The organism is Acidimicrobiales bacterium (assembly GCA_041394185.1).
Lineage (GTDB): Bacteria > Actinomycetota > Acidimicrobiia > Acidimicrobiales > Poriferisodalaceae > JAAETH01.
Window position 1 is genome coordinate 787,164 of sequence record JAWKIQ010000003.1, and the last position, 23,159, is coordinate 810,322.

Consider the following 23,159-nt stretch of genomic DNA (forward strand, 5'->3'; position numbering starts at 1 on the left):
CAAATGCTCGAAGTGTCGGGGCTCACAACCAAATACGGAGCCATCTCGGCACTGCGCGAAGTAAGCCTGCGCGTTGGGTCCGGTGAGGTCGTCGGCCTCATCGGACCCAACGGCGCCGGCAAGACCACCCTGCTGAACACCGTCGCCGGCCTACTTTCGCCCAGCGCGGGCTCGGTCAGGCTCGACGGCGCCGACATCACAGGCGCGGCACCCGAATCACTGCTGCGCTCGGGACTGGCACTGGTACCCGAGCACCGACGAATCTTCGTCGACCTCACGGTCGAGGAGAACCTGAAGATCGGCGGGGCAACCGTCAACGCCAAAGAGCGTTCGGCCCTGCTCGACGAGATGGCCGAACAGTTCCCTGTGCTGAGAGCCAAGTGGACCACCTCGGCCGGGTACCTGTCTGGTGGCGAAGCCCAGCAACTGGCCATCGCCAGAGCCTTGATGTCCAAACCCAGGCTGTTGATGATGGACGAACCATCCCTGGGGTTGGCACCGGTGCTGGTCGATGTGGTCTTCGAGCTGATCGAATCGCTGCGGGCACAGGGCCGCACCCTGCTGGTGGTAGAGCAGAATGCCACCCGCATGCTTCAGGTGGCCGACCGTGCATACGTTCTGCGCAGCGGCGAGGTGGCCGCCGAGGGCACCGGTGCCGAGCTGCGTGAACGAGAAGACCTGTTCGACACCTTCGTCGGGTCCTAGCCAGAAACTCAAAGCCAGACAGGCCTGAATCCCCAAATGGTAGAGCTCACCCAGAACCTGATCGACGGCCTAGGCAGGGGAAGCATCTACGCCCTCTTGGCCCTCGGTGTAGCCGTGATCTTCGGCGTCATGCACCTGCTCAACTTCGCACACGGAGAGCTCATAACCGTCGCCGGATACGCCAGCTATGCCGTGTTTCAACAGGGTTGGTCGTGGTACCTGGCGGTGCCGCTGATCATCGTCGTGTCGATCCTCACCGCCCTCGCCATCGAATGGGTTGCCTTCAGCCGGGTGCGAGGCGGGTCCGATTTCACCTTGCTGTTGACATCGTTTGGCGTGCACTTCGTGGTGTCGGCCATCTTCTTGATGTACGTGTCGGCCTCGGTGAAGACCTTCGAACGCCCCGGTTGGGTGACCAACACCTACTCGGTCGGTTCGCTCAACATCGAGGTGTTCGACACGGTCGTGATCGTGGTGACCATCTTGACCCTGGTCGGAACCACGCTGTTGCTGCAACGCACGATGTTCGGCCTGGCCCTGCGCGCCGCGGCCGCCGACTTCGACACGGCCCGGCTGATGGGTGTGAAGTCGAACTCGGTCATCCGGGGTGCATTTGCTCTGTCTGGCCTGCTCGCCGGAATCGCCGGCGTCTTCTGGCTCATGAGGGCCGGCAGCACCACACCCACCGCCGGTATCGACCCGATGCTGAAGGGTGTGCTGGCCGCGCTCATCGGCGGGCTCGGCAGTCTCAGGGGCGCGGTGATAGGTGGGCTGGCACTGGGGCTGGCCGAGGTTCTGTTGCGGTCGCGTTTGCCCGACGGCATCGCCAGCCTGACCGAGGGCTTCGTGTTCCTCCTCATAGCTCTGCTGTTCATATTCCGACCCCAAGGCATCATCTCGGTGTCGCACGCCGCGAGGGTCTGATGTTTCCCGACCTGAAACGAGACGTCGCTTTCCCAGTAATGGGTGCGGTGATCCTGTTCGCCTTCCTGGTGCTGGGTGCGCTGACTTATCAGTCGTTCATGAGCGGCTCGGCCGAGCGGCTGATGACGACCATGCTCATCGACGCCATCGTCGTCGTCGGCATACAGATCTACATCGGCAACACCGGCATCATGTCGTTCGGCCACATCGGCTTCGGCGCCATCGCCGGCTATGCGTTTGCGGTCTTTGCCATCAGCCCCGAGGAGAAGGCCAAGCGCATTCCCGACGCACCCTTCGGCCTGGCCGATGTGAGCATGAGCCCGTGGGCGGCCATGGCCTTGGCGATCGTCGTGGCTGTGCTCGTGGCCTTCATCGTCGGCATAGGCCTGGCGCGTTCTGGCGCCGAGTCGGGTGCAGTTTCGGCAACCGTCATCACCCTGGCGCTGCTGTTCGTCACACACAACGTCGCCCGCAACTGGCCCGAACTCACCGGGGGCGATCGCGCTGGCCTGTCGTTCAAGATCGGCGGCGATCTCGACAGCCGCATACCCATCTATCTGGCCTTGTTGGTCAGCCTGATAGCGGCAAGGCTGTTCGCCCAGAGCCGCGCAGGCCGCCTGGCTCAAGCTGCCCGCGAAGACGACCTGGCAGCCCGGGCCATGGGCGTCAACCCGCTGATACAGCAGATGATCGGCCTGCTCTTATCGGTGGCTGTGGTCAGCGTGGGCGCAAGCCTGGCCGTGTACGAGACCGGCTCGATCCTGCCCGACCGCTTCTTCTTCAGCTACACACTGCTGACACTCGTGATGTTGATCGTCGGCGGCCGCAACGGCGTCACGGGCGCAGTGGTTGGTGTGGCGGTGATGACGGCGGGTCGCGAACTCGCACGGCGGCTGGGCCAAGACGGCTTCGAGGTGTTCGGCATCGGCCTCGACGGTGCACCGCTCGATTGGGTGTTCCGCGAGAACCTGCAGACGGTGTTCCTAGGCCTGTCGATGCTGGGCTTCATGATCTGGCGCCCGGCGGGCTTGCTGGGAGACTGGGAACTCGACCGCTGGCTTCATTCGCGTTTCACCAGGCGCAAACCCGCCGACGCCCAAGCCGAGTCTTCGGCTCCGGCGGCACCGCAGGCGATCGAGCCGCAGACCCTCACCGCCACCTCGGTGGCGGTTGCATTCGGCGGCTTCCGGGCACTCGACGGCGCCGACCTGGCTGCCGCCAACAACGAGATCGTTGGGATAATCGGGCCCAACGGCGCCGGCAAGACCACCCTGGTGAACGTCATCACAGGTCTGGTCGAGCCCACCTCGGGACGCGTTGCGTTGGGTGCAGAAGACCTCACCCACGCGCCGTCGTACGAGATCTCGCGAAAAGGCCTCGTGCGCACGTTCCAGAACCTCAGGCTGTTCTCGTCGTTGACCGTCGAAGAGAACGTCGAGATCAGCACGCTGGTTGCCAAGCGTCATCGCTCTGGGCACGAGATTCCGTCGGTGGATCAACTGATCGAGGCGGCCGGCATCTCCGAGCACCGCAATCGCAGGGCCAGCGAACTCGACTATGGCAACTCTCGGCGCCTCGAGCTGGCCCGAGCCGCCGGCATGGCCCCGACCTTCCTGTTGCTCGACGAGCCGACATCGGGAATGAGCGACGCCGAATCGGTGTCGATGATCGATCAGGTCCGCAACATGGCGGCCCTGGTAGGCGCAGGTGTGATCGTCATCGACCACGACCTCAACTTCATCACCGGCATTTGCGACCGCATCTACTGTCTCGATCAGGGGTCGGTGATCGCTGTCGGAACACCGGCCGAGATACAGGCCCACCCGGCGGTTCAGGCTGCCTACCTGGGCTCGTCGGCCACCAACCAGAGTTGACAGACATCCCAGGGGGAAGCTGCACATGAACGAGACCATGAGCGCCGAGTCGTTTCACGCCCGCTGCCGCGAAGCCGGCGTGCACACGGTTGAGGTGGCCGCGCCCGACACGCAAGGCCACCTGCGTGGCAAGCGTGTGCCGGTTGATCGGTTCTTCGCCCACACGGTCGAGAACGGCGTCAACATCGCCGACGCGATGTTCGTATTCGACATGCAGAACGACCTGCCCGACAACCCCTACGTGAACATGGACTCGGGTTTCCTCGACTGCAACCTGAAGCCAGACATGACGACCGGCCGGCTGCTGACCCACCGCCCCGGGTACGCGATCGTGTTCGCCGATACCTACGACATGCACGGCCACCGCCACCCCCTGGCTCCACGCAACGTGCTGGCGAACCAGATCGAACGGTGCCGCGAAGCGGGCCTCGACCCGGTCGTCGCCACCGAACTCGAGTTCTACCTCTGCCATCCCGACTGGACCCCGATCCAGAGCCACATCCAGTATTCGTCGCTCACCGATGCGCTGGAGGTCGAGGAAGTGCTGGAGGCCATGCGGCGGGCCTTGGCCGGAGCCGGTCTCGAGGTCGAGTCATCCAATGCCGAGTACGGCCCCGGGCAGTTCGAGATCAACATCGGCCATGCCAACGCAATGACCTGCGCCGACAACACCGTGCTGTTCAAGAGCATCGTCAAGCAGGTGGCCGTCCAGAACGGGTTGCGTGCCACGTTCATGCCAAAGCCCTGGGCCGACCAGTCGGGCTCTGGCATGCACGTCCACACCAGCCTCCTGTCTGCAGGCGCCAACGCGTTCGCCGACTCTGACGGCACCCCCAACCAGCTGATGTCCAACTGGATCGCCGGGCTCATCGAACACGCCGAGGCGATGACCCTGCTCGGCGCACCCACGGCCAACGGCCCCAAGCGCATCCGGCCCTACACATTTGCTCCTACGCACATCAACTGGGGCCTCGACAATCGAACGGTCATGTGCCGAAGCATCTGCGAAGCGGGCTCGCGGGCCAATAGGGTCGAGTTCCGCTCGGCCGGCGCCGACGCCAACCCATACGTGGTTATCGCCGGAATCATCGCGGCCGGCACCGACGGCGTCGAGCGCTCGCTGCAGCCACCGGCCATGAGCGAGGGCGACATGTACACCAACCCCGGCGACTGCGTTGCGCTTCCCGCCGACCTGCGCTCTTGTGTTGACGCCTTCGTCGGCAGCCAGCTGGCGGGGCGGTTGGGCGAGGAGTTCTCGACCGTCTACGCGTGCATCGCCGAACACGAGATCGCCCTGGCCGCCGACAACTCGCCCGACGAGGACGACGTCAACGACTGGGACCGCGCCCGCTACGCCGAGCACTGCTGAGCGGCTGGCACATTGCCAGAGTTCAGTCGGAGTTGGCGTTGTTTGTGACCACGCGCAACAGGCGGGCCAGCTCTCTCTGATCGTCGGCGTCGAGCCCCACCAGCATCTTGGCCTCGAAGTCGTTGAACGCCGGATAGGTCTGCTCGATGGTGGCTCGACCGGCGTCGGTCAGCACCACAGACACCCGACGACGGTCGGTGTCGAGACGCGAGCGCTGCACGAAACCCTGGCGCTCGAGGGTGTTGAGCATGCCCGTCAGGGTTCCCTTGGCCAGGTCGCACTCGGCTGCCAGGTCGGCGGTCTCCTTTTCGCCCCAAACCCACAAGACCCACAAGATCGTGAATCCGCCCCACGAGAGCTGGTGATCAGCCAGCACCTCGCGCTCGGCACGGCGACGCACCCCGGCGGCAGCCCGATAGATGTTGGAGATCGCGTGCAGTGCGTCGAGGTCGAACTGGCCTGCCTGCAGGCGGCTGAGAACCAGCCTCTCCGCGGCCAGCAATGGCGACGCGCCAATGTCTTGTTCCACCGGGTCGTCGCTATCGGCCACACGGCGAGACTAGTCGGCCGATCATCGTGCAACTCCCTAAGGGTTGGCCGCAAACCTCCCGAAGGAAATTGGACCGATCGATGGGAGAGTGGGAAATGCGACGCCTGATCAAACCGCTGACAGTGGCGGTTGTCTTGTCGTTGGCCGCCGGCGGATGTGGCTCTGGTGGATCAAATGGGGCGGCGCACGGCACGACCCCAGGTTCTGGCCCTGTTGCGACTTCCGTACCCGCGCCCACGACCACGACGACCACCATCGAGGTGACCTCGACCACCCAAGCGGCCCCACCGCCGACGATCGCCGCGCCGTCGACAACTACGACGACGCAGGCAGGGAGCGCGGCCCGCAACGGCGGCGGGCCGGCTGCAACGGCCGCCGAACCACTGCTGCTGGCCGCCGTCGAACGCAGCGATGTCCAGACCCTGCGCATGGCCATGTTCATGGAGATGGCCATGACCGCCGACGGCGAGTCGTTCTACATGGGCGGCCAACGACCTCTGATGGAGGGCGTTCAGAGCGGCGATGCGTTCGACTTGCGCATGGACATGGGCGCGATGCTCGACGACAGCATGCTCGCCGAGCTCGGCGAAATCGATCCGTCTGACCTGGTGATGGAGATGAAGGGCGACGCCACGGTGGCATACCTGCGGTCTCCCCTGTTCGCCCACCCCGATGTGGCGGCGGGTCTGGCCAATCCGAGCCTGCCGCAGCTCGGCGATGGGTGGCTCGAGATCAGGACCGAAGAGGTTGTCGAGATGGCGGGCGACCTGTTGCCCGAAGACGTGATGAGCCAGATCTCGGGTCAGCAAATGACGTCGGTGGACCAATGGTTCGATCTGGCCCTGATGGCCGACCTCATCGAAGGCACCGCGACGCCGTCTGAGGTTCGCGGAGTTCCGACGACGCACTACGAGGGCACGGTGACGCTGCGGAACCTGCTGGCGGCCGAGGGACTCGAATCGTTCACAGCCATCGCCGGACTCGAAGACGACCCGATGATGGCATCGGTGATGGAAGAGATGCTCGACTTGGAGATCATGCTGGGCTTCGACGTCGACGACGAGGGCCTTCTGCGCTCCGAGTCGATGCTGTTCGACATGACCGCGATGCTGCGCAACATCGCCGAGGAGTCGGGCGAAACGGTGCCAGAAGATCTCGAGTTCACCATGTACACACGGATAGAACTGTTCGACTTCAGCCCCGACCTGATCGAGATCGAGTTCCCGGACCCATCCGAGATCACCGGCGATCTGACCGAGTGGGTCCTGGCTGCGCTAGAACTCGTCGGGTGACCTCATCATCTACCAACCACGACGACAAACCTCGCGACCCATTATTGGTCGAGGCCACCACCGCCGACCGCAACTCGGATCTGGCCGACTGGCGTGGGCGCTTCGTTCATCACGACCCCGACGAGATCTACCTGCTGGGCAACTCGCTGGGTCGGCTTCCGGTAGACGCCGCCACCCGCATCGACCACGCCGTTCACAACCAATGGGCGAACAGGCTGATCCGCTCCTGGAACGAGGGCTGGTGGGACCTACAGCTTCGGGTGGGCGAAACCATCGCCCAGATAATCGGCGCCGAGTCGGGCGAAGTGATCGTCTCGGACAGCACCTCCGTGAACCTCCACAAGCTGGCCTTGGCCGCGGTGAGGGCCAGACCCGGTCGCACCAAGATCGTCACCGACGACCTCAACTTCGGCACCGACTATTACGTACTCGACTCGGTGGCAGAACCGTGTGGCTGTGACGTCGAGATCATCGCGTCCGATGGCATCCACGGGCCCGTCGAGGCTCTCTGCGCCGCTTTCGACGACAACACAGCATTGGTCAGCTTGTCGCACACGACCTTCAAGTCGGGCTTCACATATGACCTCGAGACCATCACCTCGGCCGCGCATCGGGCCGGCGCCATCGTCTTGTGGGACCTGAGCCACTCGGTTGGTTCGGTCGACTTCAGCGTCGAGACGGCCGGTGTCGACCTGGCCGTCGGGTGCACATACAAGTATCTGAACGGCGGGCCGGGTGCTCCCGCGTTCATCTACGTCAACCGGAGCCTGCAGAAGGTCCTGAGCAACCCGGTTCGTGGCTGGTGGGGCCACGCAGCACCCTTCGACTTCGAGACGGCCTACCGACCGACCGAAAGCATCCGAAGCTTCCACGCGGGCACCATGCCGATCCTGTCGCTGGCAGCGGCCGAGCCAGGAATCGAGATGGTCGCCGAAGTTGGCATGGCCAGCATCAGGCAGGTGTCGGTCTCGTTGATGGCGCTGGCCGAGCGGCTCTACGACCGCGACCTGGCCCCACTGGGTTTCCAGTGGAAAACGCCACGGGACCCAGCGGTCAGGGGATCACACGTTGCGCTCGCCCACCCAAATGCGTGGCAGCTGAGCCAGGCACTCATAGACCGGGGCAAGGTACTGCTCGACTTCAGAGCCCCCGACAACCTGAGGCTGGGGCTCGCACCGCTCTATATCGGCCACGTCGACGTCTACGAGGCCGTGGCCAGGATCAGGCGCATCGTCGAGTCCGGGGTGTGGCAGCAGTATCCCGAAGAGCGGTCGGTGGTCACCTGAGTGCAGCCGGCCTGGGAAAGCCGTTGACCGTGCGCAACACCAGCCTGGTGTTCGTTTCGACGGCCCCCAGTTCGTCCTTCAGCGTCGTCAAGAGTTCGTCTAGTTCGGCGATGTCGGCCGTCGCCACCCTCAGCTGCATGTCGAACGAGCCGGTCATGTGGGCTGCGTTGACTATCGATTCGAGATCGGCCAAGCGCTCCTCCAGGTGAGCTAGGTCCACATCCGGAGGCAGGCGTAGGTCGATGACGGCTTCGATCGGCCGGCCGGCGGCAGAGGGCTCGATGTCGATGGTGAACCTGCGCACCAGCCCCGAGCCCGTCAGGCGGCGCAATCTGTCCGAGGTAGCCGAGACGCTCAGGTGCACGCGTGCCGCCAGATCGGTGACGGAGATCCTTGCATCCGATATCAGCTCACCGATGATCTTGCGGTCTATAGCGTCCATAGCCATAAATCATACGGCGTGCATAGCGTTCGAGCCGCCGACACGAGCGCATCTTTGGTGTTGGACCGTTCATCATCTCCGCATGACTTTGTTGACGCTCGGACTGCTCCTGGGACTGGTGACCGTGGCCGCGCCAGGCCCGATATCGGTCGCCATCGTTCAAGTCGGCACCAAGGGCGGACCCACCGCCGGCGTGAAGGCCGGAATGGGGGTCGTCGGCGCTGACGTATTGACCGGCCTGGCCGCGATCGCGCTGGTTACAACCGGAGCCGCGATCGGCGCCTCGACCTTCGAGGTACTCGATCGATTGGCTGCGGCGGTTCTGGCGTGTATGGGAGCGGCTCTGGTGTTGCGCCCCGCCGAGCTGGGCCGATTGGCCGGCGAGCTGAAGCGGCCAGCTCGTGCGATGTTCGCCCTCACCTCGTTCAACCCCGCGACCCTTGTGTCGTGGATTGCCCTGATCGTGGCCGCGCCGGTGTCACCCGATTCGGCCCTGACCGACCGCCTCGCGTTGGCCTGCGGCGTCGTGTTGGTGAGCCTGGCGTGGCACGCTTCGCTCGGTGCGCTGGCCGGCCGCCTGGGTCGACGCCTGTCGCCGCAGGCCCACATTCGAATGGGTCGCGCCAGCGGCGCCGTACTGGTCTTTGTGGCCTTGGGCTTGTCGATCTGGTGAGCGACCCCACAGCCCCCCGCCATTAGCCTCGGCCGGATGAATCGTTCTTTCGTCGCCGAGCTCCGGTCACTGCTCGATCCTGCCGGATACCTCGACGGCCAAGACGCGGCGTCGTACCTGGAAGACCCTCGCCACGCTTACGTGTGGGCCGATGCTGCGGTGGTACGACCCACCACGGTCGCCCAGGTGGCAGCCGTGGTCGACACGTGTGCTCGACATGGGGTGAAGGTGGTGCCCCAGGGAGGCAATACGGGCCTGTCGGGCGGCACGGTGGTGGGCCCAGATCACGAGTCGATCGTGCTTTCGACCGCCAGGCTCGATCGGATCGAATCGATCGACCCCGACGGAGCCACCATGACAGTGCAGGCGGGTGTCACTATCGAGGCGATCCAAACTGCTGCGGCCGAGCACGGCCTTCAGTTCGCCCCCGACTGGGGGGCGCGCGGCACGGCCACCATCGGTGGCGGCATCTCGACCAACGCCGGCGGCAACAACGTGTTGCGCTACGGCCCGATGCGCAGCCACGTCCTGGGACTCGAAGTGGTGCTGGCCGACGGAACCGTCTGGGACGGCCTGAGATCGCTGCGCAAAGACGTCTCGGGGTACGACCTCAAACAGCTGTTCATCGGAGCCGAGGGCACTCTCGGCGTGGTCACGCGAGCAGTCCTGTCCCTGGTGCCCGCCACCCCGCACACACAATCGGCCTTCGCCGCAATCGACGGGCTGGGCCGCTTGCGCGACCTGACCCAACTGGTCAGGCGCCTGACCGGCAGCGAACTGACCGCATACGAACTGGTTCCCGACATCGGCGTCGAACTCGTGTGCAGGCACTATTCGGTCGCGAGACCCATCGCCATCCGCGCCGAGTACTACGTGCTGCTGAAGCTGGCCTCCACCAGGCCGGTGCAAGAAGATCTCCTCACCGTGTTGGACCAGGCGGCTACACAGGGGCTGATCCTCGACGCCGTGGTGGCCGAGTCGGCCGCCCACAACGACGCCCTCTGGTTCATCCGCGACGAACTGCCGCCCGAGCGCTACGACGCCCACCAGAAGCACGCGATCAAGCTCGACACGGTGGTTCCGGTGGACAAGATCGGCGAGTTCATCCAACTGGTTCAAGAGGTCACCGACGAGCTGACCCCAGGTGCGGTCTGCTACGGCTTCGGCCACGTCGGCGACGGCAACATCCACATGCGGGTGCTGCCGGTGGCCGACAGCGCCGTCGACCACTTCGTCGCCAACCGGTCTCTACTGCGACGACGAATAGACGAAGCAACATGGTCACTGCGTGGCAGCCTCAGCGCCGAACACGGCATCGGCATCGAGTTGATAGACCGAATCGGCCCCCAGAAGCCCGAAATCGAATGGGAGCTGATGCGCGCCATCAAACGGGCCCTCGACCCCAACGACCTGATGAACCCAGGCAAAGTGGTGCCAATGACAGGTGTCCCACCCCACCAGTAACGTTCGCCTGGACGCCAACAAAGGCCAAGAAGCGAGGATCCAATGCCACAGTTCACCTCATACCAACCGGGCACACCCTGCTGGGTCGACCTCATGAGCCCAGACACCGACGCATCTGGCGCGTTCTACAGCAAGCTCTTCGGCTGGGACGTCGAGGCATTGTTCGACGACCAGGGCAACAAGATCTACGCCCAGTTCCGGCTGGGCGGCAAGATCGTCGCCGGTTTGGGCGGTCAACCGCCGGGCATGGAGGGCGTGCCAGCGATCTGGAACACCTACATCGCGGTCGACGACTGTTCGGCGGCTGCCGAGCGGGTCGCCGCAGCCGGCGGTTCGGTGTTCATGGCGCCAATGCAGGTCATGCAGGCCGGCCACATGGCGGTTTTCGCCGACACCACCGGAGCCGCCTTCTCGGTATGGCAAGCGGGCGATCACTTCGGCTCCGAGGTCGCCAACGACCCCAACACCTGGTCCTGGAATGAGCTGATGAGCAGCGATGTCGAAGCGGCCAAGGCCTTCTACAGCGCCGTGTTCGGCTGGACCTATGAAGACCAGGACATGGGCGACGCAGGCACCTACACCGTGATCGCCGGGGGCGACAACGGTGGTCTGGGCGGCATCATGTCGCGCATGCCAGACATGCCGGTCGAGGTTCCCGACAACTGGTCGGTGTACTTCACCGTGCAAGACGCCGCCGCCGTGGCCGCCATGGTCGGCGAACTCGGCGGACACGCAGCCGTGCCGCCGTTCCCCATCCCTGGCGTTGGCACCTGCGCCGTGCTGGCTGACCCGCACGGTGGCATCTTCAGCGTGCTCGAGCCCGCCGCCCAATAGGCGCTGCCCCGACGCCTACAGCATGCCCCTCATCATGAAGTTCCAGTAGAGGAAGGGCAGGCCGTACTTCTTCAGCAGCCACATGTCAGAGCGCGGCTTGGTCAGGTCGATGATCGGGAACGACGGCGTGTGCTCGAGGGTGTAGTCGAACTCGGCCAGCAGCATCTTGCCGTAGGCGGTGGTCAGCGGGCACGATGCATAACCCTTGTACTGAGCGTCGAGCTGCTTGCCGTCGAGTTTCGCCAGCACGTTCTTGGCCACTACCGGAGCCTGCTTTCGGGCCGCGGCTCCGGTCTTGGAGTTCGGCGACGAGCCTGCATCGCCCAAGGCAAAGACGTTGGGGTACTTCACGTGCTGCATCGAGTACTGGTCGATGTCGACATAGCCCGCGGGTGTGTCGTTCGACAGCGGGCTGGCCTTGATCCAGTCGGGAGCCGACTGGTGCGGCACGACGTGCATCATGTCGTACGGAAGCGAGAAGCCGGCCTCCCCCTCCTTCATCGACTTGAACTCGGCTTTGCGACTGGACGGGTCCACAGATGCCAGTTCGGCCTCGAAGTGAACCTGGATGCCGTAACCCTCGGCAACCTTGGCCAGCTCCTTGGAGAACACCGGCACCCCGAACATGCCCGGCGTTGGCAGGACCAGGTGCACATCGATGTTGTCGAGAACACCTTCCTTGCGCCAGTGGTCGGCTGCCAGGTAGGCGATCTTCTGCGGAGCACCCGCACACTTGATGGGCCCGCTCGGCATGGTGAACACAGCGGTTCCCGACTTGGTGTTCTGGATGAACTCCCACGTCTTGGGTGCCAGGTGGGGCAGATAGTTCGAGCTGACCCCATCGGAACCCAACGTGTCTTCGACGCCGGGGATCTTGCCCCAGTCGAGCTGAATACCAGGGCACACGACCAGAACCTCATAACCAACCGTGCGCCCCTGGTCGGTGGTCAACTGGTTGTTGTCGGGATCGAACGAAACGACGGTTTCTTTGATCCATGTCGCCTTCTTGGGCATGACCGATGCCTGCGAGCGTTCGGCCTTCTCGAGAGGCGCCGCCCCACCGCCGACAAGGGTGAAATAGGCCTGATACCAGTGCTTGTCGGCCGGATCGATGATGGCGATGTCGTCGGTCTTTCGCGCCAGGCGCGCAGCCACGGATATTCCGGCTGCACCTCCGCCGACGATGACGACCCTGTGATTGGTTGAGCTGGTCATTCCCCCATACCCCTGTTTCGGGCCGCTCCAGCACTCGTGTCTGTGGCTGGGCGACAAACTGATTGTGCAAATGTACGGTCATTCGTACTGGCTGGTCAAGCGCGGCGCTGTCAATATCATCGAGGCGATGCAAACCCATCCCCTGAGCGGCCTGTTGGTCGTGTCGGTCGAACAGGCCGTAGCGGCACCCCTTTGCACGGCCCGACTGGCAGATGCCGGTGCCAGGGTCATAAAGATCGAGCGCCCAGGCGGTGACTTCGCCCGCGGCTACGACGCGGCCGTCGGGGGCGACAGCACGTACTTCGCGTGGGCCAACCACGGCAAGGAGTCGGTGGTGCTCGACTTCGACAGCGACGACGACATGGCCGTGGTCGAGTCGATGCTCGAAGCGGCCGATGTGTTCGTGCAGAACCTCGCCCCAGGAGCCCTGGCCCGAAGGGGACTGGGGTCGGCCCAGCTCCGCGAGCGACATCCCCGGCTGATCACGGTCGACATCTCCGGCTATGGCGAGGAACCGCCCCTTGACTCCAAGCGAGCCTACGACCTGTTGGTCCAGGCCGAGAGCGGTGTGATCTCGGTATCGGGCCCACCTGGCGAGCTGGGCAGGATCGGTATCTCGTTGTGCGACATCGGCACCGGGGTCACCGCTCACGCCGCCGTTCTGGAGGCGCTGGTGGCGCGCTCGATCACCGGGCTCGGCACCGGCATCGCAATCTCGTTGTTCGATGTGATGGCCGAGTGGATGACCGTGCCGTTGGCATTGCACGAAGCGGGCGCGCCACCTCGGCGCGTTGGCCTGAAGCACCCCTCAATTGCGCCCTACGGCGCATTCGCCACGAGCGAGGGCACGCTGACCTTGATCTCCATCCAGAACGAGCGCGAGTGGGTTCGGCTCTGTAACGAGGTCTTGGAGGCGCCCGACATGGCGGTCGACCCCCGCTTTGACTCGAATCTGGTTCGCGTCCAGAACCGGGCCGAGCTGGAATCTCGTCTGGGCGAGATCATCTCTTCCCTGTCACGCGACGAGTTTCAGAGGCGCTTGCAGTCTGCGTCCATCGCCTTCGGCACGGTCAGCGACCTCGACGACCTCTCGTCGCACGCAGCCCTGCGCAGACGCGAAGTAATCAGCAGCTCAGGAATCGCGGCCGCGTTGCCCGCGCATCCCGTGCGATTTGTGGGCATGACTCACGGCTCGGCCCCCCAAGTGCCCGCTGTCGGACAGCACTCCGAGGAGATACGCGCCGAGTTCGCCCCGGCGGCCACGGGCACCTAGGCAGGCGCCAGCACCCGAGCACCTGCACCTCGTGGCAAGAGGGCCGACCTGCCCGACAAGTAACCGGCAGCGACATGGGCCACCACGATTGCGTCGAGTACGTCATCGACAGGGCAGTCGGCGACCTCGGGCAACTCGGCCGCGCTCAAGTCGATTCCGGCAGCGTCAAGGATCTCGAAACGGCGGCGCTGCCCTGCCCAAGTGCGCTTGCGATGCGACAGCGCGCTGCCCGACAAACGGGCGAAGCAGACCTCGGGATGACATTCGAACACACGCCCAGGCCGCGCCAAGGCCAGTGCCCTGACCTCACGAATCTTGGGAATGAGTCCCCATGTCTGGCGCGAGATACCTGGCCATGACGGGTCGAGTGCCGCGGACCTCGTCGTAGGTGTGCAGTGAGCTATCGGTGACGATCCGGCGGGGCGGCGCATTGAACACAGACGACGACAGCTTGCCGACCTCGCGCCGGCACCACCGGTCGACCTGGCGGGGACCAGATCGGCCGAGGGCCACGAACATGTCGACCCCGACTATCTGTGCAGTGGGAAGCTCGTCGAGCCGCTCGACGACCCAGACATCGGCCAGCTGGTCACCGTCGACGGCCGCGACGACCCATCTCGCCCCGAAGCCGTCGACGCCCAGGGCGAGGGTCACGCCAGCATGCTTCGCAACATCCAGGCGGTCTTCTCGTGGATCTGCATACGTTGCGTCAACAGATCAGCGGTCACCTCGTCGCCGGCCGATTCGACAACCGGGAAGACCGAGCGTGCGGTGCGCACCACGGCCTCTTGGCCTGCTACCAGATTGGCGATCATGTCGGTGGCCGCCGGCACCCCATCGTCTTCGGCTATCGACGACAGTCGGGCGTACTGCGCGTAGGTTCCGGGAGCCGGGGCGCCCAGCGCACGAATACGTTCGGCGATCAGATCGACCGCCAGCGCCAGCTCGTTGTACTGCTGTTCGAACATCAGGTGCAGGGTGTTGAACATGGGGCCCACGACGTTCCAGTGATAGTTGTGGGTCTTCAGGTACAGCGTGTAGGTGTCGGCCAGCAGGCGTGACAGCCCCTCGACGATTTCGAGCCGGTCGTCTTGCTCGATTCCGATGTTGATCTCGGTTGTTTGGGTCATTTCCTTTGCTCCTGCTTCGTGATTCGGGTGGATGTGAACTTGGTAGGCCGCTTGTCAGGACCAGAAACTCTCGACGCGTTCTACAAAGCGGTGGGGGTACACGAGGTGGGGGTAGTGGCCGAGGTCGGGCCATACCTCGACGACAGCACCGTCGATGTAGCGCCTCAGCCAGCCCTCGTAGTCGGGGCCGGGGTCTGCGCCGAACAGGGAAAGGTAGGGCACATCGCGGCCGGCGAATCCGGCCAGAGCACCCTCAACGACGGCGTCGATCTCGGAGGCCGACATGGTGAAGATGAGCTCCCAGACGCCCAGCACCACTTCTTGCACCGGACGCCGGGCTGAGTTGACTGCGGCCATCACGTCGGGGTCGATGGCGTCGCCGGCCAACTGGGCGAACAGGGCCTCGATGACTGCCGGGAAGGTTGCGGGGTCGCGCAGCATGGGCTCGACCGGCATCAGCTGGTCTTTGAACGATCCAAGGCTCAACATCTGGTCGACGTTCACGACCGACGAGACCGGCATCACCGAGGCAACCGCGCTGACGACCGCCCCGCCGAGCGAGTGGCCGACCAGGTGGGGAGCCTCCAGCCCAGCGTCTGCACACACGGCGGCGACATCGCCCGCCATGGCCTCGAGGTCGTACCGGTCTGCCATGCCCGATTGTCCATGTCCTCTGAGGTCGAGGGTGACCACCCGGCGCGACTCTGCAAGAAGGCCTGTGATCGGCCCCCAGGTGGCCGAGCTCTCGGTGATGCCGTGGACCAGCACTGCTGCGGGGCCCTCACCTCCGCCGAACTCTTCGTAGAAGATCGAGACACCGTCAGCGCTGTTGACTTTGACCATGGCGCCGATGCTAGATGGCCGCCGACGAGACGCACCGACCCGTGACATCGTCAGACCTGCAATTCGTGTGGCGTTCGATCATCGCCGGACCCCTCGGGGGCATTGGCACACGGGGCCGCCCTCTCATCGATGCCCCGCACCCTCTGGTCGGCACCCATCGCCGAACCGACGGTGATAGCGGCAACAGCGTCGTGCGTCGACGTATGAACACGATCCCCGAGCCGCGACCACACGCCGGCCCGATGAAGAACATCGCGCACCGGGCCCTTGACATCGGTCAGGTGCATGTCGACGCCCATCGCCTGGACCTCTTGGAGCACCTCGGACAACATCTCGACACCGGTCGCGTCGATGTCGTTGACGCCCGAAGCATCCAGCACCAAGGCCCGCGGTGCGATCTCGAGTTGAGCCGCACGCCCCAACAAAAGCTTCTTGACCTGGGTTGCGTTCACAAACGACAACGCCGCGTCGACGCGCACGATGTCGATGCCGTCGATGGTCTTGGCCTCGGGAAAACGGGCGACGTTCCGGTAGCTGGTGGTGCCGTCCACATGCCCCACCACGGCGGTGTGAGGCATGGACATGCGGGCGAATACGACGAGCATCGAGGCGACCACCGCCACGCCGATTCCGATTTCGATGCCCACCACCAGCGTGGCAACAAAAGCCACGCCCAGGCCGATGAGGTCAGAGCGCTTCACCTTCGCGATGTGGCGCATCTCGCCGACGTCGATGAGGCCGAGCACTGCCATCACGATGATCGCACCCAATGCGGCCTGCGGCAGAGATTCGAGAAGGGGCGTGAAGAAGGCGATGGTGGCCAGCACAATCGCCGCAGTGATCAGCGACGCCAGCGGGGTGCGTGCTCCTGCTGTGGCATTGACAGCAGTGCGCGAGAAGCCGCCGGTGACCGGGTAGCCGCCGAACAGCCCTGACGCGACGTTCGCAGCACCCAACCCCACCAGTTCACTGTTGGGCTCGACCTCATAGCGGTTGCGCTTGGCGTAGACCTTCGCCACGGCAATCGACTCCATGAACCCGACCATGGTTATGACCAGCGCGGTGACAAACAGGTTGGCGATCAGCGATCCCTCGAACTCGGGAAGCGCAAAGGCCGGAAGCCCGCCGGGAATGTCGCCGACGACCTTCACCCCTCTGGACTGGAGGTCGAACACTTGCACCGCCAGAGTCGATGCAACGACCACCACCAGGGCGCCCGGAATCCGCTTCGCGTAACGCTTGATTCCCCACAACACCAGGATCGAACCCAGGCCCAGGGCCAGCGTGGTGCTGTTGGTGTTGCCAGCGTTGGACACCACCTCGCCAACCGTCTCGTGGAAGTGATCGGTGCGGTCGATCGAGATACCAAGGATGTGTTTGGCCTGCGAGAACCCGATGATGATGGCCGCCGCCGCAGTGAAGCCGACCAAGACCGAGTGCGACAAGAAGTTGACCACATAGCCCAGACGCCCCACACCCAACACGATGTGAATCAGCCCCACCATCAGGGCCAGGAGCGAGGCCGCAGCCACGTAGCCCGAGGTGCCCTCCTCGACCAAGGGCGCCAACGCCGACGCGGTCAACAACGACACGATTGCGACGGGGCCCACGGCAAGCTGCCGAGAGGTGCCGAACAGCGCATAGACGATCACCGGAATGGTCGCCGCGTACAGCCCGACCTCGGGCGGCAGGCCCGCCAACAGCGCATAGGCCATGGCCTGGGGAACCAGCATCGCACCAACGGTCACACCCGCCGACAGGTCCGAACGCAGGTCGGCGCGCTGATACGAGGACAACCATCCTGCGGCCGGAACGATGCGGCTCAATCGATTCATAAGAGCAAATATACGTACATTCGTACTGAAGGACAATAGCTGTACACTGCCCCACCATGAGCAAGACGTCTCGCAACAACTCCACAAGAACCCGCCAACCGCTTGGGCGAGGCCGAATCGCAGCCATCGCCGTGGCGCCCTTGCTGATCCTCGCGGCCTGTTCGTCCGATGCGGGCGACGGCGACGCAACAGCGGCCCAGATCGGCCAGGACGGCTCGGCGACGACGCAGGCCTCGATACGTGTCGTGAGCCCGGACGAAGCATCGGGCATCGTCTCGTCGCCACCCGAAGGGCTGGTGATTCTGGACGTCCGCACGGCCGAGGAGTTCGCCGAGGGCCACGTTGAGGGCGCTGTCCAGTTGGACTTCTACGCTTCTGACTTCGTCGACCGGCTGGGCGAACTCGATCGCGACACCCCGTACCTCATCTATTGCCGATCGGGTAATCGCAGCGGCCAGACCAGATCGATCATGTCCGAACTCGGCTTCGAAGACGTTGCCGATGTCGACGGCGGAATCGTTTCCTGGGCCGGCGCGGGCCAACAACTGGTCGGCGGTTGACGACGATGTGGGACCAGCGCTATTCGGTCGACGAGTACGTCTACGGGACCGCACCCAACGACTTCCTGCGCCAGCAGGCGGATTCGTTGAGGCCGGGCTCGGCGCTGTGCCTGGCCGACGGCGAGGGACGCAATGGCGTGTATCTGGCCGAACTGGGCCACGCGGTGACCTCGGTCGACCTCAGCACGGTCGCGATGGCGAAGGCCACAGCACTGGCCGATCAACGCGGCGTCACCTTGAGCACCCACGTAGCCGATCTGGCGGCCTTCGACCTCGGTGAAGCCCGCTGGGACCTCGTCGTGTCGATCTTCGCCCACACCCCGCCAACTATCCGACGCGACGTACACAGGCGCGTCACCCATGCCTTGCGCCCTGGCGGCACGCTGGTGCTCGAGGCCTATACGCCCGACCAGATCGGGCGTGGCACGGGCGGCCCACCGGTGGCAGAGATGACCATGACCCTGCAGGGCCTGATCGACGAACTCGAAGGGCTCGATATCGTGCACGGTGTCGAGCTGGTTCGGCCCGTCGTGGAGGGTGCCGGTCACACCGGCGACGGTGCGGTCGTACAGGTCGTGGCCGTCAAGCCGAGCTGACGAGGGCGTCGATCGATCGGTGGTAGTGCTGCAAAGCAGGCTCGTTGCGACCGAACACGAACTCTTGTTGGGCACCGCTGTGCGACCCGCGCTGAATACCAGCGGCGGCGGCGAAGTCTTCGCTGTCGGTGACGCTGACGAGCAGGTCGAAGTTTCTCTGCCAGTGAGAATCTGAGCGCCCCGAATCCGGCGGCACATAGAGGTTGACGCTGAGGTGAGCCTCGTCTGGGGTCTTGCCCGGTCGGCTCTGGTAGAGCTGCACGTGGTCCTGTTGATAGATCAGGACCGTGTTCGGCACCAGGAAATAGAGAATCGTCGCGTGGGGTATCAACGAGCGCTCGGCGTCGTCGAGACCGTCGAGGTCGCTTATCGATCGTCTGACGGCGATCATCCGCCCGTGTGACCCAAACGGATCGAACAACGCGAAGTCGTCGTGGATCATCGGAGCAAGCGTCGCCTTGTGCAGGCTCGAGAGGTGGTAGGCCTCGCAGAAGGTGTCGACAGCGAGCTTCCAGTTGAGCGGCCGGGTGAAGCTGGTCGACGCGAACAGCTGGAAACGTTCGAGCCCGAATGGCGCGAGTTCGACGCCGGCGCCGTGCGAAGGGTCGGGTCCTATCGCGCCACCCGGTTCGGGGTTGACCCAGATCAGCCCGTCGGACTCGACCGAGGCCAGCTTGACCAGCGACTCGACATCGCCGTCGAAATACTCGTCGCGACGGCGCGAGATTCCCGAGCCGTCGAGGTCGTACACCCAACCGTGGTAGGGGCAGCTCAGCCGCTGAGCGGTGCCGCAACCATGGGCGACCTCGGCCCCGCGATGGCGACATACATTCGCCAGAGCGTGCACGTCGCCACGGCGATCGCGCGTGACCACTACAGAACGATCCCCGATGTCGACCGTGGCATAAGAACCTGGCTCGGGCACCAGACCAGACAACCCGACCAGGGCAGGTGACGAGTGCAGCACCTTCTTCTCGAGGTCGAGGCGCACCGCAGACGTGTAGTGATCGACCGGCACCCTCATGACGGCATCGGCGGTGTCGGTGCCGCGACCAGCCTTGCGATGAGCATCGATTCTGGCCAAAAGGGCCAGCTGTGTGGTCGCGTCCATCGCAGACGAAGGTAGCCACGACTCGTCCCGCGAAAAAATCGGCCGACGGCAACGCCGAGGTCACCTAGCCTCACCTGGTGACCGAGCCCGCCGTAGGCAACCGACTTCTGTTCAGCTTCAGTGCCCTGTCGGCTTGCCTATCGGCTGGGTATGGCGTCTTGTTCACGGTGGTCGCCGACTATCGCGACAACTATGGAATCTCCGAGAGCGCCATCGGCTGGATAATCGGCATCGGCTTCCTCGCCGGATTCGTCTCGCAGATGACCATCGCCCCCATCGGCGACCGAGGTCATGCCCGCACCCTGGTGCTAGCCGGTGTCGCCCTCAATGCAGTGGGCCTCCTGATGATGGGATTCGGTCAAGATCTGACGACCATCCTGGCCGGACGCGTGGTATCGGGATTGGCGATCGGCGCAGCGAACCCTGCTGTCAGGCGCATCGTCGTGCTGGCCGACCCGGCGAACCTCGGCAGGAATCTGGGTCGGTTGCTATCGGCCGACGTGTTCGGCTTCGCCCTGGGCCCCGCAGTGTCGGCGGTGCTGGTCGGACCCTTCGGGCTGGCCGCTCCGTTCATCGCAATCGCCGCGGCCTCGGTGGCGGTAGTGGCACTGACGTTCGGCGCCAAGGTCGACGAGGTGGCCGAACCCACCGGCAACCGGCTCGCGCTCGACCTGCTGGCCATCAAACCCTTCGCTGGGGCAGTCGTACTGGGGGCCACGGCGTTCTTGATGATCGGAACATTCGACGCCTTGTGGGATGTCGTACACAGCGACCTCGGAACCGCTGACTGGATGGCCAACCTGGGAATCTCGCTGTTTGCCATTCCCCTCATCGTCCTCGGACCCACCGGGGGCCGGCTGGCCCAGGAGCTGGGACCTTTCCGGCTGGGCGCCGCCGGCCTGCTGTTCGCCGCCGGGTTCATGGGTTCGTACGGACTGTTGCCGTCGGGCGGTTGGATCTTCACGTTCGCGATGGTGCATGCGGTGACCGACGGCATAACCATCGCCACCAGCGGGGTCGCGGTGGCCCTGACGGTGCCGCCGGAACGGCAGGCGGGCGCCCAGGGCGTGCTGGGCGCGGCACAGGCGCTGGCCGCTGGGGCCATGGCCGCCGTGGCCGGAGGCTTGTATCAATCCGCCGGTCGGGCGGTTGTGTACCTGACGACCGCCGCAGTGATGGTCGCGATGGTCGTCATCGGCATGGCCTTGGCCCGCTCGGTGTGGCGGGTTCACCCAAGACTGCGCACCGCCGGCCGGTCTGCACCGCGGCCCTAGCCCTTCCGGTCCGGGGTTCGAGGTGGCAGATGGGCTCTGTGGTTGGTGGTCATGCTGCCTGGTTGGTTCGGTGGTTGTCGAGGATGTCGATGGGGCGTCGGCCGGCCATGTAGTGGCTGTGGTTGCGGCGGCGGGTGTTGTAGCGGGTGAGCCAGGTGTCGGCTTCGGCTTGGAGCTGGCGCAGTGAGGTGAATCGGCGGCGGTGGAAGGCGGGGCGCCAGCATTCTTGGAGCATGGTGCCTTGGAAGCGTTCCACGACGGCGTTGTGGTTGGGTGAGCGTGGTGGGATCCGGACATGGCCGATCCCTACTTCGGCGAGGTGGTCCTGGAAGGCTCGGGCCACGTATTCGGGCCCGTTATCGCTCAGTACGTTCCGTAGCGGGATGCCCAATCGGCGCATGACCTTGCGGAGGTGGTCGATGAAGGCGATGGTGTGGGCTGCGGTGACCGGTCCGATGATCAATTTCACGATGGCCCACCGGGTGCAGGTGTCCACAGCGGTGAGTTGGTAGACCTTGCCGACGCCTTTGAGGTTCCCGATGTAGAAGCTGTCCACAGCAACCAGATCGCCTGGTTGGGCGGCCCAGTGGCAGAACCCGAACGGCTCAGCGGCCTGCTCGGTGACGGGTTCGGTGATCAGCCCAGCCAACGTGGCGACCGCTGCGGCTCGGGCAACACGTTGGTGGCGTTGGCCGAGTCCGTGGGCCACCAGGATCCGCTGGACGGTGGACTTGGAGATCTCATAGCCCAGCTCGTCGAGGCGGTCTGCGAGCTGGCGGCACCCGATGGTGGGCTCGACCACCACGACCGCCAACAAGTCCGCGACCACATGGGTCGGTGTCTCATTCGGTTGTTGGGGACGGCGGCGCTGTTTGGGCATCAACGCCTCGAGCCCGTACGCGTCGGCGATCCTCTTCCACTGGTAGTAGCGGGTCCGGGAGATCCCCATCGTCCGGCACGCCTCAGAGACGTTGCCGAACTCGTCGGCGAGTTCCAACAAACGCACGCGGCGAGCGAAGATGATGTCGGTCGGGGTGGCCATGGTGATGTGACTCCTGTGTTCTCTGGAAGGAACCACAGAGTCCATCACCAGACCCCTCGACTGAGGGACCTGCAACCTCAACCCCCGGACAGCAAGCCCTAGCCTCGACGCATGCGCTCTTCTCGGTCTTCTGGCATCCCATAGGGCCGCACGCGCTCGTGACCCAGCGCATCGGTGCGGGTTCGCTGTTGACGGTCCGAGATCAACTGTTTGACGATGCGGTTGGTGCCCCACGAGTTGGCCGTGATCTCGCCGGCCAGTTCGGCTGTGAACCGCTCGATCTCGTCGTCGGGGACACAGAAGTCGACGAGGCCCATGGCCAACGCCTCACGCCCGTCGACACGCCGGCCGGTGAACATCAAACGTTTTGCTGCGCTGATGCCAACACGCTCGGGAAGTCGCACAGTCATTCCCCACACGGGCACCAGGCCCCACTTCCCGTGGGTATCTGCGATCTGCGCCGATTCGGCCGCCACCAAGAGGTCGCAGCCCAACGCCAGTTCGAGACCGCCCGTGAAGCAATGCCCGTGGATCATGGCGATGGTCGGCTGGGGCAGGTGCTCGAGGGCCTCGACGGTCAGCGACTCGAAATTGGCCGATGGGCCTCGCTCGCCTCGGGCGATGGCATCGAGATCGTTTCCGGCACAAAACGATCGGCCCGCGCCCTTGAGCAACACACAACCAACCGTTCGGTCGCCTGCGATGTCCGACAGGTGGTCGCGCAACTCGACGAACGAGTCCGGCGTCAGCGCGTTGAGCTTGTCGGGCCGATTGAGGGTGAGCGTCGCCACCCCGTCCGCGTCGGCTCGAATGACCAGCTGGTTTGGCGCCATTGTGCGTCCTCTTCCGCTCTAGCAATGCGACGCC

Annotated in this window: 24 protein-coding genes; 13 read left to right on the forward strand and 11 right to left on the reverse strand. The window is 64.7% G+C overall.

Going from position 1 to position 23,159, the window contains the following annotated elements:
- Nucleotides 1-3: 3 nt before the first annotated feature.
- Genes R2770_17195 through R2770_17210 form a run of 4 tightly spaced genes read left to right on the forward strand, consistent with a single transcriptional unit; the run spans nucleotide 4 to nucleotide 4,872 of the window.
- Nucleotides 4-705, forward strand: coding sequence for an ABC transporter ATP-binding protein (locus tag R2770_17195; protein ID MEZ5282199.1), 702 nt, complete (start codon nucleotides 4-6; stop codon nucleotides 703-705).
- Nucleotides 706-741: 36 nt separating this feature from the next.
- Nucleotides 742-1,629: a branched-chain amino acid ABC transporter permease gene (locus R2770_17200; GenBank protein ID MEZ5282200.1), complete on the forward strand. Its 888-nt coding sequence runs from the start codon at nucleotides 742-744 to the stop codon at nucleotides 1,627-1,629.
- Nucleotides 1,629-3,503 carry an ATP-binding cassette domain-containing protein gene (locus tag R2770_17205; GenBank protein MEZ5282201.1) on the forward strand — a complete coding sequence of 625 codons (1,875 nt, stop codon included), beginning with the start codon at nucleotides 1,629-1,631 and terminating at the stop codon, nucleotides 3,501-3,503. The genes R2770_17200 and R2770_17205 overlap by 1 nt, the downstream gene beginning before the upstream one ends.
- Before the next feature lie 25 nt (nucleotides 3,504-3,528).
- A complete protein-coding gene (locus R2770_17210; protein ID MEZ5282202.1) occupies nucleotides 3,529-4,872 on the forward strand; it encodes a glutamine synthetase family protein in 1,344 nt (447 codons plus the stop codon).
- Between the two features lie 22 nt (nucleotides 4,873-4,894).
- Here R2770_17210 and R2770_17215 read toward each other — a convergent pair whose 3' ends face one another.
- Nucleotides 4,895-5,422, reverse strand: a complete 528-nt coding sequence (locus R2770_17215; GenBank protein MEZ5282203.1) for a MarR family transcriptional regulator — start codon at nucleotides 5,420-5,422, stop codon at nucleotides 4,895-4,897.
- Nucleotides 5,423-5,502: 80 nt separating this feature from the next.
- Here R2770_17215 and R2770_17220 point away from each other — a divergent pair, with 80 nt between their 5' ends.
- Complete coding sequence (locus tag R2770_17220; protein MEZ5282204.1) at nucleotides 5,503-6,714, forward strand: hypothetical protein; 1,212 nt, start codon at nucleotides 5,503-5,505, stop codon at nucleotides 6,712-6,714.
- Entirely contained in the window at nucleotides 6,711-8,000 is a 1,290-nt protein-coding gene (locus tag R2770_17225) for an aminotransferase class V-fold PLP-dependent enzyme (protein MEZ5282205.1), read from the forward strand. Before R2770_17220 ends, R2770_17225 begins: the two co-directional genes overlap by 4 nt.
- On the opposite strand, the gene R2770_17230 is transcribed toward R2770_17225, so the two are convergent.
- Nucleotides 7,993-8,442: an Lrp/AsnC family transcriptional regulator gene (locus tag R2770_17230; GenBank protein ID MEZ5282206.1), complete on the reverse strand. Its 450-nt coding sequence runs from the start codon at nucleotides 8,440-8,442 to the stop codon at nucleotides 7,993-7,995. The genes R2770_17225 and R2770_17230 overlap by 8 nt on opposite strands.
- Nucleotides 8,443-8,524: 82 nt before the next feature.
- Between R2770_17230 and R2770_17235 the strand changes: the two genes are divergently transcribed.
- From R2770_17235 to R2770_17245, 3 genes are all read left to right on the forward strand, one after another.
- Entirely contained in the window at nucleotides 8,525-9,115 is a 591-nt protein-coding gene (locus tag R2770_17235) for a LysE family transporter (protein ID MEZ5282207.1), read from the forward strand.
- Nucleotides 9,116-9,151: 36 nt separating this feature from the next.
- A complete protein-coding gene (locus R2770_17240) occupies nucleotides 9,152-10,579 on the forward strand; it encodes an FAD-binding oxidoreductase (GenBank protein ID MEZ5282208.1) in 1,428 nt (475 codons plus the stop codon).
- Between the two features lie 93 nt (nucleotides 10,580-10,672).
- Nucleotides 10,673-11,413 (forward strand): VOC family protein, encoded by a 741-nt coding sequence (locus tag R2770_17245; protein MEZ5282209.1) that lies wholly within the window; start codon nucleotides 10,673-10,675, stop codon nucleotides 11,411-11,413.
- 15 nt (nucleotides 11,414-11,428) lie between these two features.
- Here R2770_17245 and R2770_17250 read toward each other — a convergent pair whose 3' ends face one another.
- On the reverse strand, nucleotides 11,429-12,628 hold the full coding sequence (locus tag R2770_17250) for an FAD/NAD(P)-binding oxidoreductase (protein MEZ5282210.1): 1,200 nt from the start codon (nucleotides 12,626-12,628) through the stop codon (nucleotides 11,429-11,431).
- A gap of 127 nt (nucleotides 12,629-12,755) precedes the next feature.
- Here R2770_17250 and R2770_17255 point away from each other — a divergent pair, with 127 nt between their 5' ends.
- Nucleotides 12,756-13,901, forward strand: coding sequence for a CaiB/BaiF CoA-transferase family protein (locus R2770_17255; GenBank protein ID MEZ5282211.1), 1,146 nt, complete (start codon nucleotides 12,756-12,758; stop codon nucleotides 13,899-13,901).
- On the opposite strand, the gene R2770_17260 is transcribed toward R2770_17255, so the two are convergent.
- The 5 genes from R2770_17260 to R2770_17280 are packed head-to-tail and all read right to left on the reverse strand — an operon-like array spanning nucleotide 13,898 to nucleotide 17,709.
- Nucleotides 13,898-14,305: a DUF429 domain-containing protein gene (locus tag R2770_17260; protein MEZ5282212.1), complete on the reverse strand. Its 408-nt coding sequence runs from the start codon at nucleotides 14,303-14,305 to the stop codon at nucleotides 13,898-13,900. The genes R2770_17255 and R2770_17260 overlap by 4 nt on opposite strands.
- Complete coding sequence (locus R2770_17265; protein MEZ5282213.1) at nucleotides 14,208-14,555, reverse strand: DUF429 domain-containing protein; 348 nt, start codon at nucleotides 14,553-14,555, stop codon at nucleotides 14,208-14,210. Before R2770_17265 ends, R2770_17260 begins: the two co-directional genes overlap by 98 nt.
- On the reverse strand, nucleotides 14,552-15,031 hold the full coding sequence (locus R2770_17270) for a Dps family protein (GenBank protein MEZ5282214.1): 480 nt from the start codon (nucleotides 15,029-15,031) through the stop codon (nucleotides 14,552-14,554). The genes R2770_17265 and R2770_17270 overlap by 4 nt, the downstream gene beginning before the upstream one ends.
- A 54-nt stretch (nucleotides 15,032-15,085) precedes the next feature.
- The gene (locus tag R2770_17275; GenBank protein ID MEZ5282215.1) at nucleotides 15,086-15,874 is read right to left on the reverse strand and encodes an alpha/beta hydrolase; all 789 of its coding nucleotides are present in this window, start codon (nucleotides 15,872-15,874) and stop codon (nucleotides 15,086-15,088) included.
- A gap of 50 nt (nucleotides 15,875-15,924) precedes the next feature.
- A complete protein-coding gene (locus R2770_17280; GenBank protein MEZ5282216.1) occupies nucleotides 15,925-17,709 on the reverse strand; it encodes a solute carrier family 26 protein in 1,785 nt (594 codons plus the stop codon).
- Nucleotides 17,710-17,765: 56 nt separating this feature from the next.
- Here R2770_17280 and R2770_17285 point away from each other — a divergent pair, with 56 nt between their 5' ends.
- A complete protein-coding gene (locus tag R2770_17285; protein MEZ5282217.1) occupies nucleotides 17,766-18,269 on the forward strand; it encodes a rhodanese-like domain-containing protein in 504 nt (167 codons plus the stop codon).
- A 5-nt stretch (nucleotides 18,270-18,274) separates the two neighbouring features.
- Nucleotides 18,275-18,865: a class I SAM-dependent methyltransferase gene (locus R2770_17290; GenBank protein ID MEZ5282218.1), complete on the forward strand. Its 591-nt coding sequence runs from the start codon at nucleotides 18,275-18,277 to the stop codon at nucleotides 18,863-18,865.
- On the opposite strand, the gene R2770_17295 is transcribed toward R2770_17290, so the two are convergent.
- Nucleotides 18,852-19,976, reverse strand: coding sequence for an SRPBCC family protein (locus tag R2770_17295; GenBank protein ID MEZ5282219.1), 1,125 nt, complete (start codon nucleotides 19,974-19,976; stop codon nucleotides 18,852-18,854). The genes R2770_17290 and R2770_17295 overlap by 14 nt on opposite strands.
- Before the next feature lie 77 nt (nucleotides 19,977-20,053).
- Here R2770_17295 and R2770_17300 point away from each other — a divergent pair, with 77 nt between their 5' ends.
- Nucleotides 20,054-21,250, forward strand: coding sequence for an MFS transporter (locus R2770_17300; protein MEZ5282220.1), 1,197 nt, complete (start codon nucleotides 20,054-20,056; stop codon nucleotides 21,248-21,250).
- 49 nt (nucleotides 21,251-21,299) lie between these two features.
- Here the strand turns inward: R2770_17300 and R2770_17305 are convergent, their stop codons facing one another.
- The gene (locus tag R2770_17305; GenBank protein ID MEZ5282221.1) at nucleotides 21,300-22,292 is read right to left on the reverse strand and encodes a DDE-type integrase/transposase/recombinase; all 993 of its coding nucleotides are present in this window, start codon (nucleotides 22,290-22,292) and stop codon (nucleotides 21,300-21,302) included.
- Between the two features lie 98 nt (nucleotides 22,293-22,390).
- On the reverse strand, nucleotides 22,391-23,125 hold the full coding sequence (locus tag R2770_17310) for an enoyl-CoA hydratase/isomerase family protein (protein MEZ5282222.1): 735 nt from the start codon (nucleotides 23,123-23,125) through the stop codon (nucleotides 22,391-22,393).
- Nucleotides 23,126-23,159: the final 34 nt, after the last annotated feature.

Excerpts from the sequence above, each read along its gene's own strand:
- R2770_17195 (MEZ5282199.1), top strand. The coding sequence starts at position 4 with ATGCTCGAAGTGTCGGGGCTCACAACCAAATACGGAGCCATCTCGGCA.
- R2770_17200 (MEZ5282200.1), top strand. The coding sequence starts at position 742 with ATGGTAGAGCTCACCCAGAACCTGATCGACGGCCTAGGCAGGGGAAGC.
- R2770_17205 (MEZ5282201.1), top strand. The coding sequence starts at position 1,629 with ATGTTTCCCGACCTGAAACGAGACGTCGCTTTCCCAGTAATGGGTGCG.
- R2770_17210 (MEZ5282202.1), top strand. The coding sequence starts at position 3,529 with ATGAACGAGACCATGAGCGCCGAGTCGTTTCACGCCCGCTGCCGCGAA.
- R2770_17220 (MEZ5282204.1), top strand. The coding sequence starts at position 5,503 with ATGGGAGAGTGGGAAATGCGACGCCTGATCAAACCGCTGACAGTGGCG.
- R2770_17230 (MEZ5282206.1), bottom strand. The coding sequence starts at position 8,442 with ATGGACGCTATAGACCGCAAGATCATCGGTGAGCTGATATCGGATGCA.
- R2770_17235 (MEZ5282207.1), top strand. The coding sequence starts at position 8,525 with ATGACTTTGTTGACGCTCGGACTGCTCCTGGGACTGGTGACCGTGGCC.
- R2770_17240 (MEZ5282208.1), top strand. The coding sequence starts at position 9,152 with ATGAATCGTTCTTTCGTCGCCGAGCTCCGGTCACTGCTCGATCCTGCC.
- R2770_17245 (MEZ5282209.1), top strand. The coding sequence starts at position 10,673 with ATGAGCCCAGACACCGACGCATCTGGCGCGTTCTACAGCAAGCTCTTC.
- R2770_17250 (MEZ5282210.1), bottom strand. The coding sequence starts at position 12,628 with ATGACCAGCTCAACCAATCACAGGGTCGTCATCGTCGGCGGAGGTGCA.
- R2770_17255 (MEZ5282211.1), top strand. The coding sequence starts at position 12,756 with ATGCAAACCCATCCCCTGAGCGGCCTGTTGGTCGTGTCGGTCGAACAG.
- R2770_17270 (MEZ5282214.1), bottom strand. The coding sequence starts at position 15,031 with ATGACCCAAACAACCGAGATCAACATCGGAATCGAGCAAGACGACCGG.
- R2770_17275 (MEZ5282215.1), bottom strand. The coding sequence starts at position 15,874 with ATGGTCAAAGTCAACAGCGCTGACGGTGTCTCGATCTTCTACGAAGAG.
- R2770_17280 (MEZ5282216.1), bottom strand. The coding sequence starts at position 17,709 with ATGAATCGATTGAGCCGCATCGTTCCGGCCGCAGGATGGTTGTCCTCG.
- R2770_17285 (MEZ5282217.1), top strand. The coding sequence starts at position 17,766 with ATGAGCAAGACGTCTCGCAACAACTCCACAAGAACCCGCCAACCGCTT.
- R2770_17290 (MEZ5282218.1), top strand. The coding sequence starts at position 18,275 with ATGTGGGACCAGCGCTATTCGGTCGACGAGTACGTCTACGGGACCGCA.
- R2770_17295 (MEZ5282219.1), bottom strand. The coding sequence starts at position 19,976 with ATGGACGCGACCACACAGCTGGCCCTTTTGGCCAGAATCGATGCTCAT.
- R2770_17305 (MEZ5282221.1), bottom strand. The coding sequence starts at position 22,292 with ATGGCCACCCCGACCGACATCATCTTCGCTCGCCGCGTGCGTTTGTTG.
- R2770_17310 (MEZ5282222.1), bottom strand. The coding sequence starts at position 23,125 with ATGGCGCCAAACCAGCTGGTCATTCGAGCCGACGCGGACGGGGTGGCG.